The 13,985-nt window shown below is 46.8% G+C and carries 10 protein-coding genes; 9 read left to right on the top strand and 1 reads right to left on the bottom strand.

Annotated elements, in window-relative coordinates:
* The first annotated feature begins 6 nt into the window (after nucleotides 1-6).
* The 7 genes from atpA (at nucleotide 7) to nrdG (ending at nucleotide 7,827) form a co-directional block, all read left to right on the top strand.
* Nucleotides 7-1,596, top strand: coding sequence for a F0F1 ATP synthase subunit alpha (gene atpA / locus C825_RS04220; RefSeq protein ID WP_010801515.1), 1,590 nt, complete (start codon nucleotides 7-9; stop codon nucleotides 1,594-1,596).
* A 16-nt stretch (nucleotides 1,597-1,612) separates the two neighbouring features.
* A complete protein-coding gene (locus C825_RS04215) occupies nucleotides 1,613-2,470 on the top strand; it encodes a F0F1 ATP synthase subunit gamma (RefSeq protein ID WP_010801514.1) in 858 nt (285 codons plus the stop codon).
* Between the two features lie 316 nt (nucleotides 2,471-2,786).
* On the top strand, nucleotides 2,787-3,554 hold the full coding sequence (locus C825_RS04210; RefSeq protein WP_007655662.1) for a threonine/serine exporter family protein: 768 nt from the start codon (nucleotides 2,787-2,789) through the stop codon (nucleotides 3,552-3,554).
* On the top strand, nucleotides 3,551-4,039 hold the full coding sequence (locus tag C825_RS04205; RefSeq protein ID WP_007655663.1) for a threonine/serine exporter family protein: 489 nt from the start codon (nucleotides 3,551-3,553) through the stop codon (nucleotides 4,037-4,039). The genes C825_RS04210 and C825_RS04205 overlap by 4 nt, the downstream gene beginning before the upstream one ends.
* Before the next feature lie 24 nt (nucleotides 4,040-4,063).
* Nucleotides 4,064-4,792: a DUF6064 family protein gene (locus C825_RS04200; protein WP_010801513.1), complete on the top strand. Its 729-nt coding sequence runs from the start codon at nucleotides 4,064-4,066 to the stop codon at nucleotides 4,790-4,792.
* Between the two features lie 317 nt (nucleotides 4,793-5,109).
* A complete protein-coding gene (locus C825_RS04195) occupies nucleotides 5,110-7,317 on the top strand; it encodes an anaerobic ribonucleoside triphosphate reductase (RefSeq protein ID WP_010801512.1) in 2,208 nt (735 codons plus the stop codon).
* A gap of 9 nt (nucleotides 7,318-7,326) precedes the next feature.
* Nucleotides 7,327-7,827: an anaerobic ribonucleoside-triphosphate reductase activating protein gene (gene nrdG / locus C825_RS04190; protein WP_007655666.1), complete on the top strand. Its 501-nt coding sequence runs from the start codon at nucleotides 7,327-7,329 to the stop codon at nucleotides 7,825-7,827.
* A 603-nt stretch (nucleotides 7,828-8,430) separates the two neighbouring features.
* On the opposite strand, the gene C825_RS04185 is transcribed toward nrdG, so the two are convergent.
* The gene (locus C825_RS04185; RefSeq protein ID WP_228100131.1) at nucleotides 8,431-9,342 is read right to left on the bottom strand and encodes a helix-turn-helix domain-containing protein; all 912 of its coding nucleotides are present in this window, start codon (nucleotides 9,340-9,342) and stop codon (nucleotides 8,431-8,433) included.
* A gap of 296 nt (nucleotides 9,343-9,638) precedes the next feature.
* Between C825_RS04185 and C825_RS04180 the strand changes: the two genes are divergently transcribed.
* A complete protein-coding gene (locus tag C825_RS04180; protein WP_010801510.1) occupies nucleotides 9,639-10,754 on the top strand; it encodes an efflux RND transporter periplasmic adaptor subunit in 1,116 nt (371 codons plus the stop codon).
* Between the two features lie 14 nt (nucleotides 10,755-10,768).
* Nucleotides 10,769-13,981 carry an efflux RND transporter permease subunit gene (locus C825_RS04175; RefSeq protein WP_010801509.1) on the top strand — a complete coding sequence of 1,071 codons (3,213 nt, stop codon included), beginning with the start codon at nucleotides 10,769-10,771 and terminating at the stop codon, nucleotides 13,979-13,981.
* The last annotated feature ends 4 nt before the right edge of the window (nucleotides 13,982-13,985 follow it).

The following is a 13,985-nucleotide window of genomic DNA, read 5'->3' as shown; positions in this document are numbered from 1 at the left end:
AAACGTATGACAGACCAGATAAAAGTAAGTGAAGTTTCCGCCATTTTACGCGAACAACTGGAAGGTATCAACACCACGATCCATCTGGAAGAGGTGGGCACTGTGCTTCAGGTCAGTGACGGTGTGGCACGTATCTACGGGCTGGACAATGCCGAAGCCAATGAATTGTTGCAATTCGACAACGGAATGGAAGCCATCGTGATGAACCTGGAAGAAGATAACGTAGGTGCCGTATTGCTCGGACCGACCGACCAGGTAAAAGAAGGCGACACGGTGAAACGTACACGTCGCATCGCTTCCATCAACGTAAGCGAAAACATGATCGGTCGTGTAATCGATCCGCTGGGTAACCCGATCGACGGTAAAGGCGAGATTGTCGGAAAGAAATGCCAGATGCCGCTGGAACGAAAAGCTCCGGGCGTTATCTACCGCCAGCCGGTAAACGAGCCGTTACAGACTGGTATCAAAGCCGTAGATGCCATGATCCCTATCGGACGCGGGCAACGTGAATTGATTATCGGTGACCGTCAGACTGGTAAAACCTCGATCGCCATCGACACGATCATCAATCAACGCAGTAATTATGAAGCCGGCAATCCGGTTTACTGTATCTATGTGGCGATCGGACAGAAAGGTTCTACAGTCGCTTCTCTGGTAAACACTTTACAGGAAAAAGGGGCGATGGATTACACGATCGTAGTCAGTGCCACTGCTTCCGACCCGGCTGCCATGCAATATTTCGCTCCTTTTGCCGGAGCTGCCATCGGCGAATATTTCCGCGACAGCGGACGTCATGCATTGGTTGTCTATGATGACTTGTCGAAACAGGCAGTCGCTTATCGCGAGGTATCCCTGATCCTTCGTCGTCCTTCGGGCCGCGAGGCGTATCCGGGTGATATTTTCTATCTGCATTCACGCCTGTTGGAACGTGCAGCGAAAATCATCAACCAACAGGAAGTAGCCAGCCAGATGAACGACCTGCCCGATAGCATGAAAGATAAGGTAAAAGGTGGCGGTTCGCTCACTGCCCTGCCGATTATCGAGACGCAGGCGGGTGACGTGTCGGCTTATATCCCGACCAACGTAATTTCCATCACCGACGGACAGATATTTCTGGAAACAGACCTGTTCAACCAGGGAAACCGTCCGGCTATCAACGTGGGCATTTCCGTATCCCGTGTGGGTGGTAACGCACAGTTGAAAGCGATGAAGAAGGTGGCCGGTACGCTGAAAATCGACCAGGCACAGTTCCGCGAACTGGAATCGTTCACAAAATTCGGCGGCGATATGGATGCGGTAACCGCCTTCACGATCGACAAAGGACAGAAGAATACACAACTATTGATACAACCCCAGTATAACCCGATGCCTGTGGAACAGCAAATCGCTATCCTGTATTGCGGTACCAAAGGTTTACTGAAAGAGGTTCCGCTGGATAAGGTACACGATTTTGAGAATGCGTTCTTACAGACTCTGATCACCAATCATCAGAAAGACGTACTCGATATATTAAAATCGGGTGTGATAAATGATGAAGTCAGCCGTATCCTGGAAGAAACAGCCCACCAGGTCAGCGGGGCATATAAAGCAGGTTGATAACAGAAATTAGACTATGGCATCACTGAAAGAGATAAAAATCCGTCTTGCGTCGATCAGAAACACGCAGAAGATCACCTCCGCCATGAGGATGGTGTCTTCTGCCAAACTGCATCATACGCAGACGATTGTCGAACATATGCTCGAATACGAGAGTAAGCTGAGCGCCATATTAAGGGGCACGCTGTCGGCTGAAAGTGATATGAGTTCGCCCTACGCAGCTGTTCGCGAGGTCAAACAGGTGGCTATCGTCGCTTTTTCCTCCAACAGCGGGTTGTGTGGCGCTTTCAATGCGAACATATGGAAAGAGTTAACAGTCCATCTCCACCAGTATGAGGCGGACGGTATAACCGTGCGCATTTATCCGATCGGCAAAAAGGTGGCGGACGAATTGCATAAAGCTGGTTATCAAACCAATGACAGCTTCCTTACGATCGGCGACAAACCGGCCTACGAGGATGCTTCGCAACTGGCAACTGCCCTGATGGAGTTGTATATCTCTGCCCAGGTCGACCGGGTGGAACTACTCTACCATCATTTCAAGAATATGGCGGAGCAGATACTGACCGAAAAGGTTTTCCTTCCGGTTTCCTTACCGGAAGCAGACCCGGAAAGTGCTTCGAGCAACTATATTCTGGAGCCGTCTGCCGAACAGTTGCTTGCCTTACTGCTCCCCAAAGTGCTCCATCTGAACATTTACACGACCTTGCTCGACACTGTCACTTCCGAGCATGCCGCCCGCATGCTTGCCATGCAGACAGCCAACGACAACGCCAACGACCTGATCCAGGAACTGACGTTGCAATACAACAAAAACCGCCAGCAGGCCATCACCAATGAATTGCTGGATATTATGGGAGGCTCTGGGCAATAACAACCAACAAAGATAGTGTCATTGGTTCAGATCTTATCAGAATTGAGCTATTTATAGTGACTGGTTGTACCTGTCTCCCCTCTTGAGAGGGGAATTGGTTACTCCCGTCGCTATAAACTGATAGCTCAATTATTTCTATATTTAAATCATTGCGTTTTTTTGCCCACGAGAAAAACCACAAAAATAAAAGACAAAACAATGATATAAAATAAGTTTTTTATACTTTTGCGCCCCGGTTTAGGTTTATCGCCCGTTTTTCAGCCAGCAAAAAGAAACATTCCGGAATAGAATCCGGTTCATATATAAAAAATACGACATGAGTAGAAATGAATCTTTGCTACCCGTAGCCAAATTCATCGCAGAGTACTCCGCCCATATGATGGGATGCGGGGTACACACATCCCGGGTAGTCCGGAGTTCCAAACGAATAGGAGAAGCATATGGCGCTGATGTTAAAATCAGCATTTTTCAGAAAAATATTATTCTGACGATCTCCGACAATGATACGAAAGAAACATACAGCGAGGTGATCGATATCCCCGCCCTTCCGATAAGTTTCGAGAAGAACGCCAAACTGAGCGCTCTGAGTTGGGAAACGTATGACAAACATTTGTCGCTGGAAGAATTAAAAGATAAATATGAGGAGATTATCGCCAGCCCGCACATTGATCCGCTTTTCGTTCTGATACTGGTAGGGTTTGCCAATGCCTCTTTCTGCCGCCTGTTCGGGGGAGATATTACTTCGATGGGGATTGTCTTTTCTGCGACTATCACCGGTTTTTTCCTGAAACAACAGATGCAGATACGGAAATTCAATCATTACATAATCTTCGTGGTATCGGCCTTTATTGCATCGCTTTGTGCCTCTACAGCGTTGATATTCGACACGACCTCGGACATTGCACTGGCAACGAGCGTCCTGTTCCTGATACCGGGCGTACCGCTGATCAATGGGGTCATCGATATTGTCGAAGGGTATATACTGACCGGTTTTGCCCGGCTGGTCAATGCACTGATGCTGATTATCTGTATCGCGATCGGGCTTTCTTTCACATTAATGATGGTAAAAAATAATTTGATATGATAGTATTGGATATTCTTTTAGACGGACTTTTTGCAGCCATTGCAGGTATTGGTTTCGGTGCGATTTCCGACCCACCTATGCGGGCGTTTCCTTACATTGCCTTGCTGGCTGCCGTAGGCCATGCCTGCCGATTCTGCCTGATGACTTTCTTTGGTGTGGATATCGCCACCGCCTCCCTGTTCGGGGCATTGGTGATCGGATTCGGTAGTTTGTGGCTGGGAGGCAGGATTTACTGCCCGATGACAGTGCTTTATATCCCGGCTTTATTGCCGATGATCCCAGGCAAATTTGCCTACAACATGGTTTTCTCGCTGATCATGTTCCTCCAGACGATGGACGAACCGGTACAGAAAGCGAAATATATTGAAATGTTCATGTCGAACGGTTTCGTTACCTTCACCGCGATCTTCATGCTGACGGTCGGTGCGACACTGCCGATCTTCCTCCTGCCGGGTAAGGCTTTTTCATTAACACGACGCAAATAAAATCATCAGCATACGAATAACTCTATGGAAATTTTCTGGAAAACGATAGGACTCTACAATGCAGCAACCTGGGAATGGCAACTGGGAATTATCCTGATCGGGATAATATTGACCGTCCTGCTGACCCGCAACCCTCAGCCGTGGGTAAAGAACGGAATGAAAATCTATCTGATTGCCGTCTATCTGTGGATATCGGTCATCTACTACTACATCTACTGTGCCGAGCGCAGCTACAACGAAGTGATGGCCTTATTCTGGGCGATCATGGCGATACTATGGGGGTGGGATGCCTTGTCAGGATACACCACTTTCGAACGTACCCGCAAATATGACTGGTTGGCGTACTTCCTGTTTGCCATGCCGTTTATCTATCCGCTGATATCGATGGCACGGGGACTGACTTTCCCGGAAATAACTTCGCCGATCATGCCTTGTTCGGTCGTTGTTTTCACCATCGGACTCCTGTTGTTCTTCTCTAAGAATATCAACATGTTCATAGTCCTGTTTCTGACACACTGGTCGCTGATCGGCTTGTCAAAAACATATTACTTCAATATCCCGGAAGATTTCCTGCTGGCCAGTGCTTCCGTCCCGGCGTTATATCTTTTCTTCAAAGAATATTTCGCCAACAACCTGCACACCGGCTCGAAGCCGAATGCGAAATATGTAAACTTATTACTTATCCTAGTCTGCGTTGCCATTGGGATATTACTGACGACAACCATGTTTATCGAATTACTGAAAGACAAATAGCAATCCAAATAAGCAATTATAGATATTTCGTACTATCGACAGACAGGGCGATTGACCGGAATCGCCCCTGTTTTCTCTGTTTTTCTGCATAAACAATTGATACCTTTCACATTATACCCAATTATCACCAAGCAGCCTTTTTGGGAAAACTTTTTATCATCAAAATCTTCAAAGTTTTCCGTTTTTACAAATAACATATATGACTATCAATCATTTGACATAATTTAACCCGTTAAAAGTTTTCCAAAAAGAAAACTATATAACAATTGAGTATACCTTTGCAGGAGAATAAAAAGTAATACACCAATACAATTATCATGATTCAGACAGTTATCAAAAGGGATGGACGTATCGTCGGATTTAATGAGGAAAAAATAGTAACGGCGATCCGTAAAGCGATGCTGCATACGGAAAATGGAGAAGATTTGCAGTTGATCCGCCAGATCACGGATCATATTTCATTCAAAGGAGAACCGCAAATGACAGTCGAAGCGATTCAGGACGCTGTCGAACTGGAACTAATGAACAGTAGCCGCAAGGATGTGGCTCAGAAATACATTGCCTACCGCAATCAGCGCAGTGTTGCCCGTAAAGCAAAAACCCGCGATATGTTCCTGGAAATCATCAATATCAAGTCGAACGACATTACCCGCGAAAATGCAAATATGAACGCAGACACCCCCGCAGGTATGATGATGAAATTTTCCAGTGAGACAACCAAACCGTTCGTTGACGATTACCTGTTGAGCGAAGAGGTAAAAGAGGCGGTTGCCAACAATTACCTGCATATTCATGATAAAGATTATTACCCGACCAAGAGCCTGACTTGCGTACAGCATCCGCTGGACCGCATCCTTAAATATGGATTCTCGGCCGGACACGGCGAATCACGCCCCGCCAAACGTATCGAAACGGCAAGTATCCTGGGATGTATCTCTTTAGAAACTGCACAAAATGAGATGCATGGCGGACAGGCGATCCCGGCTTTCGATTTTTACCTGGCACCTTATGTGCGTAACAGCTATATCGAAGAAGTCAAAAATCTGGAAGATCTGAATGGCGTAGACTATTCACACCTTTATAATAAAGAAATAGACGATTATGTAACCCGTCCGCTGGATGGCCTGACCGGAGACAAACGGCTCGTACAGCATGCTATCAATAAAACCGTCAGCCGCGTTCATCAGTCCATGGAAGCTTTCATCCACAACATGAACACGATCCATTCACGCGGTGGTAACCAGGTGGTATTCAGCTCCATCAACTACGGGACGGATACGTCAGCCGAAGGCCGCTGCATTATCCGTGAATTGCTGAAAAGCACATACCGGGGTGTCGGCAACGGTGAAACCGCCATTTTCCCGATCCAGATATGGAAAAAGAAACGGGGCGTAAGTTATCTGCCGGAAGACCGGAACTATGACCTGTATGAACTGGCCTGTAAAGTGACAGCCCGTCGCTTCTTCCCGAACTTCCTGAACCTGGATGCCACATTCAACCAGCATGAAGACTGGAGAGCCGACGATCCCGAACGTTACAAATACGAAGTGGCAACCATGGGATGCCGTACCCGCGTATTCGAAAACCGTTTCGGACCGAAAACATCTATCGGACGCGGCAACCTGTCGTTCTCGACGATCAACATCGTACGCCTGGCAATCGAATGCATGGACATTGAAAATAAGGAAGAGCGGATTGCCCGTTTCTTCGCAAAGCTGGATGAAATGCTGGAAACCACGGCCCTTCAACTTCATGAACGTATGGAATTCCAAAAAACGGCTTATGCCAAACAGTTCCCGCTACTGATGTCCTCTTTATGGCTGGGCAGCGAGAAATTGAAACCGACCGATACAATTGCCCCGGTTATCAACCAGGGCACACTGGGAATCGGATTCATCGGACTGGCAGAATGCCTGGTTGCCCTGACCGGCAAACATCACGGCGAAGATACAGCCTCACAGGAACTGGGATTACGGATCGTGACTTATATGCGTGACCGTGTAAACCAGTTCTCGGAACGTTATCAGCATAATTACAGTGTACTGGCAACTCCGGCAGAAGGACTTTCCGGTAAGTTTACCGCCAGAGACCGCAAGAAATTCGGACCGTTACCCGGTATTACCGATCGCGATTATTACACGAATTCCAACCATGTCCCGGTATATTACAAATGTAGCGCCCGCCATAAAGCAGAAGTAGAAGCCCCTTACCACGCACTGACAGGCGGCGGCCATATCTTCTATGTGGAAATAGACGGCGACGCCACCCACAACCCGGAAGTGATCATGAAGGTGGTCGACATGATGGATAAATACAATATCGGCTACGGCTCGGTAAACCATAACCGCAACCGCTGTCTGGATTGTGGCTACGAAAACGCAGCAAACCATCTGGACGAATGCCCCAAATGCGGCAGCAAACATCTGGACAAGCTACAACGCATCACCGGCTATCTGGTAGGTACAACCGACCGCTGGAACAATGCCAAGTTAGCGGAGTTGAATGACAGAATTATTCATAATTAGAAAAATACGATGTTATCGATTATTGATATTATAGAAGATACGACTGTAGACGGTCCGGGATTCCGGACCGCTATCTACGCTGCCGGCTGCCCAAACCAGTGTCCGGGTTGCCATAACCCTGAATCGTGGGATATCAATAAGGGCCGACCTGTTCCTACTGAAGAGATACTGGAAAAGGTTCTCGCAGACGATTTTGCAGACGTAACTTTCAGCGGGGGCGACCCGATGTTTCAGCCGGAAGAATTCACCAAGCTGGCACGAGCCATCAAAGAAAAAAGCCGGAAAAACATCTGGTGTTACACCGGATATACATTTGAGAGACTGCTGGAAAACCCGAAACAGGCCGCACTGCTTCAATATGTAGACGTTCTGGTAGACGGCAAATTCAAACAAGCCCTCCATGACGAAAGCCTCCTGTTCCGAGGCAGCAGTAACCAGCGATTGATCGATGTCAAAAAATCACTGAAAGAAAATAAAGTCGTTTTCTATAATTATAACCCGTTTATATAAAAAACAAAACGACAATAGAATAAGACATATACAAACATTATGGCAGACAACAGCCCTAAATGAAAACAGACTTATTTTCCATTTAGTCATTCCAGAAAAAGCCCATTACACATTTATTAACACATAGATTATTTAATAGCTACTTTTTATCTCGTTTTAAACGAATTAAATTTTGTTTTAAACAAATTCGAACTTCGTTTAAAACGAGATAAAATTTTGTTGTAGTAGAAATTGCGCCTTTTTTAGACAAAAAATTTGTTAATTAAGACATCCGCAATACAACTATCAGTACTATTAAAAGAGAAAATTACATGTTTTTAGGCAGTTTTTATTTCCAGATCAACCAAAAACCAACATCCACAGCGAATAGCAATATATCAACATAGCAACAGAAAACATAACAGATTAGCTATAGTTCATAAACAATATGCAGCATTCTGCTAAAGTTAGCACAATAATCAAGACACAACGAGCAAAAGCAACCTCACGAGAGGCTCATAAAAACAAACCAACATTCCCGCCAGCCCGTACAATTCATCCACCCCACACATAAATATCATTTTGATAATCAATAGACAAAAGCTCAAAAGGCAAAAAACTTTCCTAGTCTTTTGCAAATTGCCGTTTGAATGCCAACGGAGAAATATCCCGGTGCTTTTTGAAGAACTTTCCGAACGAAGACTGGTCGGAAAAGTTCAGCATATCTGCAACCTGTTGGATTGTAAGGTCCGGATTACGTAACAAAATCTCGGATTCACGTATCAGCGCCTCGCTAATCCATTGGTTGACTGTTTTTCCACTGAAACTTTTCATAATGCGTGAAAGATATTCGGGAGTAATACATAACTCGCCGGCATAAAAAGAGACGGAATGTTCTGTCCGGCAATGTTTGTTCAGCAACTGGATAAACAGGAACAACAGCAAATCGCGGCTGGGAGGATTCGGACTGACATTTCCGCGGTTGGCCTGGTAAACGATATTATTCATTTCCAGCAGAAAACCGCGAAGTTCATTCATAATAATATCCCGTTGCCAGGCATGTTCCGTACGTTCAATATTCCGTTCGATACGGTGCAGACATTTTTCCAGCAAGACGCCTTCTTCCTCATTCAGTTTCTGTATCGGGCGGCTATGCCGGGAAGCAATATAGGCAGCGGGCATACGGCGACTGTTCAGCATAATCTCCGAAAACAAATTTCGCTCGATAATCAGGTGGTATCCCCTGAAATCAGGAGAAATACGGAAATCCTTTACCGAATGCATATCCATAATATCCAACAGCAGGTTATCCGACAAATGATAGGTAAAATCATCTATCGTAATATCAATCTCTCCCTGCCGGACCAGAAAAATAGAAAATGCATCTAACCGGATGGAAGCCCCTTCCTTGAATCCCGGATTCTTATGGTCGCCGCCACTAAATTCGACAATAATCAATTTATCCTGATAGGACTTGGAATTCATACCAAAAGAAAGCAAGTCCTCAATAGTTAACTGCAAAACGGATTGTTCCATGAATAATTTTCTATGAACGGCAAAGATAAAAAATATATCTGAAAGCAATCCCGACCATTTTGCTGACGTCAGCAAAATGGTTTCGTGTGATATTCCCTGTTCAATTTTGGAACAACAATATTCAATTTTCAACCACACTTCATTTGAGAAAAAGTCGGACATTTGCACCGGTTATTAGTTAAGGCAGTAAATATCAAAGAGTAACAAACTATTCTCACTTGAATATCACCCTATTGATGTTTTTTATTTTGGAACAATCCGGCTGCCGGGATTATAAATAAAATAAGTACGTAGAAATGAAGAAAAATTTAATTACCAGATGCCTGGGTGGCATCGGGGTAGGGTTCTTATGCCTTGTTGCCAGCTCATGTAAAGAACAGCCGGCCATGATGGTGAACAATGAGTACAAAGTACTAAAAGTGTCTACAACCGACAAAACCCTGAGCAGTCTCTATTCTGCCACTATCCGCGGACGTCAGGACATCGACATCTATCCGCAGGTTTCAGGTTTTATCACTCAATTATGTGTGGAAGAAGGGCAGGCTGTACGCAAAGGACAATTATTGTTTGTAATCGACCAGGTGCCTTATCAGGCGGCTTTACAGACAGCCCAAGCCAATGTGGAAGCAGCAGAAGCAGCGTTAAGCACTGCAAAACTGACGTTAGACAGCAAAAAAGAATTACATGCACAAAATGTAGTCTCCGCTTTCGACCTACAGACTGCCGAAAACTCCTGGCTAAGTGCCAAGGCCCAACTGGCACAGATGAAAGCCCTGGAACTGAATGCCCGCAATAACCTGTCCTATACAGAGGTGAAAAGTCCGTCGAATGGAGTTGTCGGAACACTCCCCTACCGCGTCGGAGCACTGGTCAGCGCCAGTCTGCCTAAGCCGTTGACTACGGTTTCGGACAATTCGGACATGTATGTCTACTTCTCCCTGACGGAAAACCAACTACTGGGACTTACCCGCCAGTACGGCTCCAAACAGAAAGTGCTGGAAATGATGCCGGAAGTGGAATTACAACTGAACGATAAATCCGTTTACCCCGTAAAAGGAAAAGTGGAGACCATCAGCGGTGTAATTGACCGCAGTACGGGAACCGTAAGCCTGCGTGCCGTATTCCCGAATGAAGACGGCATACTTTACAGCGGCAACTCCGGTAACATCATCCTGTCTACCGAGAAATCCGGCAGTATCGTAATTCCGCAGACGGCGACTTTCGAGATACAGGACAAAGTATATGTCTATAAGGTGGTAGACGGCAAAGCAACCTCTGCCCAGGTGAATGTCACCCGTGTAAACGGCGGACAGGAATATATCGTGAACGATGGCTTGAAGCCGGGTGACATGATTGTTGCCGAAGGCGTAGGTTTGTTGCGTGAAGGAACCCCGATTCAGGTTAAACAATAATTGAAAGAAGGAATATGAAATTAAGAACCTTTATAGAACGCCCGGTACTATCAGCCGTTATCTCTATCGTGATAGTATTCATGGGTATCATCGGATTGACGAGCCTGCCCGTCGAACAATATCCCGATATCGCACCGCCTACCGTCATGGTAAGTACCACTTATTTCGGAGCCAGTGCCGAAACACTTCAAAAGAGTGTGATCGCCCCGCTGGAAGAGGCCATAAACGGCGTTGAAGACATGACTTACATGACATCTACGGCAACCAATGCCGGAACGGTATCCATCATGGTATACTTCAAACAAGGTACCGATCCGGATATGGCAACCGTAAACGTACAGAACCGTGTGTCCAAAGCCACCGGTCAGTTACCCGCAGAAGTGACTCAAGTGGGGGTCACTACAACTAAGCGTCAAACCAGCATGTTGCAGATCTTCTCGATTTATAGCCCGGACGACTCATACGACGAAGGCTTTCTAGCCAACTACCTGAGCATTAACCTGAAACCGGAAATCCTCCGAATCTCAGGTGTCGGCGAACTGATGGTAATGGGTGGAGATTACAGTATGCGTGTCTGGATGAAACCGGACGTGATGGCTCAATATAACCTGATCCCTTCGGATGTGACCGCCGTTCTGGCCGAACAGAATATAGAATCGGCTACCGGTGCATTCGGTGAGAACTCTACGGAGACCTACCAATACACGATGAAGTACAAAGGCCGTCTGATACAGCCGGAAGAATTCGGGGATATCGTGATCCGTTCGACCGAAGACGGTGAAGTACTGAAACTGAAAGATATAGCAGAAATAGAACTGGGACGTGAAAACTACTCTTACATCGGTGAACTGACCGGGCATGTCGGCGTTTCCTGTATGGTATTCCAGACAGCCGGTTCCAACGCGACCGAGGTAAACCAGCAAATCGACGCTTTCCTCGACGAAGCACGCAAAGACCTGCCGAAAGGTGTCGAGATCGTACAGATGATGAGCTCGAACGACTTCCTGTTCGCTTCCATCCACGAGGTGATAAAGACATTGATCGAAGCGATCTTACTGGTTATCCTGGTGGTATACATTTTCCTGCAGGATATCCGTTCGACCCTGATCCCGCTGGTAGGTATCATCGTGTCGCTGATCGGTACATTCGCATTCATGTCGATTGCCGGATTCAGTATCAACCTGATTACTTTGTTTGCACTCGTTCTCGTGATCGGTACGGTGGTCGACGATGCCATCGTCGTCGTCGAGGCGGTACAGGCCCGGTTCGACGTCGGGTATAAATCTTCGTACATGGCCAGTATGGATGCCATGAGCGGGATCAGTGCCGCCATTATCTCTTCTTCACTGGTGTTTATGGCCGTGTTCATTCCGGTATCGTTCATGAGCGGAACGTCAGGTACATTCTATACACAGTTCGGTCTGACGATGGCGGTTGCCGTAGGTATCTCGGCGATCAATGCATTGACATTGAGCCCGGCATTATGCGCACTGATACTGAAACCGTATATCAATGAGGACGGTTCGCAAAAGAATAACTTTGCCTCCCGTTTCCGTAAAGCGTTCAATACTGCTTTCGACGTCCTAATCGCCAAATACAAGAAGGGTGTACTCTTCTTTATCAAACGCAGATGGCTGATGTGGTCGATGCTGGCCTGCTCGGTTGTCCTGTTGTTCTTCCTGATGAAAACGACGAAGACCAGTCTGGTGCCGGACGAAGACCAGGGTGTATTGTTCGTCAACGTTACAACAGCTGCCGGCAACTCACTGGCTACGACCAACGACGTGATGACCAACATCGAGAACCGTATCAAAGACCTGCCGCAGATCAAGGAATATAACAAAGTATCCGGTTACGGACTGATATCCGGACAAGGAAACTCATTCGGTATGTTCATCATCAAACTGAAACCGTGGGATGAACGTACAGATAAGGAAGACCATGTACAATCGGTTATCAACCAAGTATACGGACGGACTGCCGACATCAAGGATGCAACTGTCTTCGCCATGTCGCCGGGTATGATCCCCGGTTACGGTATGGGTAATGCGCTGGAAATGTATATGCAGGATAAAAAAGGAGGCGATCTGACTGATTTCTTCAATACAACACAACAATATCTGGGAGCCTTGCGCGAACGCCCGGAAATTGCAGCCGCTTATTCAACCTTCTCCATCAACTACCCGCAGTGGGAAGTGACGGTAGATGCAGCTAAATGTAAGCGTGCCGGTATCACTCCGGATGCCGTTCTGAGCACCCTGTCAGGTTATTACGGAGGACAATATGTATCTAACTTCAACCGCTTCTCGAAAGTGTATAAGGTGATGATACAGGCTTCCCCGGATTATCGTCTGGATGAGTCTTCACTGGATAATACTTTCGTACGTATGGCAAACGGCGAAATGGCGCCGTTAAGCCAGTTCGTGAACCTGACAAAGGTATACGGCGCCGAATCGCTGAGCCGTTTCAATATGTACAACTCGATCGGGGTTAATGCGATGCCGGCGCCGGGATATAGTTCCGGTGATGCCATCAATGCCGTAAAAGAAGTAGCGGCAACCAGCCTGCCGAAAGGCTACGGTTATGACTTTGCCGGTATCACCCGCGAAGAGAACCAGGAAAGCAATACGACAGCCGTGATCTTCGCCATCTGTATCCTGATGATCTACCTGATCCTGAGTGCGCTTTACGAGAGCTTCCTGATCCCGTTTGCCGTGATCCTTTCAGTACCATTCGGTCTGATGGGGAGCTTCCTGTTTGCAAGAATGATGGGGTTGGAGAATAATATTTACCTGCAAACCGGTTTGATTATGCTAATCGGACTTCTGGCAAAGACGGCGATCTTATTAACCGAATATGCAACCGAACGCCGTGCAGCCGGTATGAGTCTGACTTCGGCCGCGCTGTCTGCCGCCAAAGTTCGCCTGCGTCCGATTCTGATGACGGCGTTGACGATGATTTTCGGTCTGCTCCCGCTAGTTGTAGCGACCGGTGTAGGTGCAAACGGTAACAGTTCGTTGGGAACAGGTGCTGTCGGCGGTATGCTGATCGGAACGCTCGCCCTGCTGTTCGTCGTTCCTTCGCTGTTCATTGTATTCCAGTATTTGCAGGAGAAAGTGCGCCCGATACAGTTCGAACCGACACACGACTGGCAGATTCAGGAAGAAGTAGAAGAAGTAACTGCCGAGCGGAAAGAATATCTCGATAGTAAAAAGAAAGAAAAATAAGCAG

It is taken from the genome of Parabacteroides sp. ASF519 (assembly GCF_000364265.2).
Lineage (GTDB): Bacteria > Bacteroidota > Bacteroidia > Bacteroidales > Tannerellaceae > Parabacteroides > Parabacteroides goldsteinii.
This window is presented reverse-complemented; position numbering and strand designations above follow the sequence as displayed.

Excerpts from the sequence above, each read along its gene's own strand:
- C825_RS04210 (WP_007655662.1), top strand. The coding sequence starts at position 2,787 with ATGAGTAGAAATGAATCTTTGCTACCCGTAGCCAAATTCATCGCAGAG.
- C825_RS04175 (WP_010801509.1), top strand. The coding sequence starts at position 10,769 with ATGAAATTAAGAACCTTTATAGAACGCCCGGTACTATCAGCCGTTATC.
- atpA (WP_010801515.1), top strand. The coding sequence starts at position 7 with ATGACAGACCAGATAAAAGTAAGTGAAGTTTCCGCCATTTTACGCGAA.
- C825_RS04195 (WP_010801512.1), top strand. The coding sequence starts at position 5,110 with ATGATTCAGACAGTTATCAAAAGGGATGGACGTATCGTCGGATTTAAT.
- C825_RS04205 (WP_007655663.1), top strand. The coding sequence starts at position 3,551 with ATGATAGTATTGGATATTCTTTTAGACGGACTTTTTGCAGCCATTGCA.
- C825_RS04180 (WP_010801510.1), top strand. The coding sequence starts at position 9,639 with ATGAAGAAAAATTTAATTACCAGATGCCTGGGTGGCATCGGGGTAGGG.
- C825_RS04200 (WP_010801513.1), top strand. The coding sequence starts at position 4,064 with ATGGAAATTTTCTGGAAAACGATAGGACTCTACAATGCAGCAACCTGG.
- C825_RS04215 (WP_010801514.1), top strand. The coding sequence starts at position 1,613 with ATGGCATCACTGAAAGAGATAAAAATCCGTCTTGCGTCGATCAGAAAC.
- C825_RS04185 (WP_228100131.1), bottom strand. The coding sequence starts at position 9,342 with ATGGAACAATCCGTTTTGCAGTTAACTATTGAGGACTTGCTTTCTTTT.
- nrdG (WP_007655666.1), top strand. The coding sequence starts at position 7,327 with ATGTTATCGATTATTGATATTATAGAAGATACGACTGTAGACGGTCCG.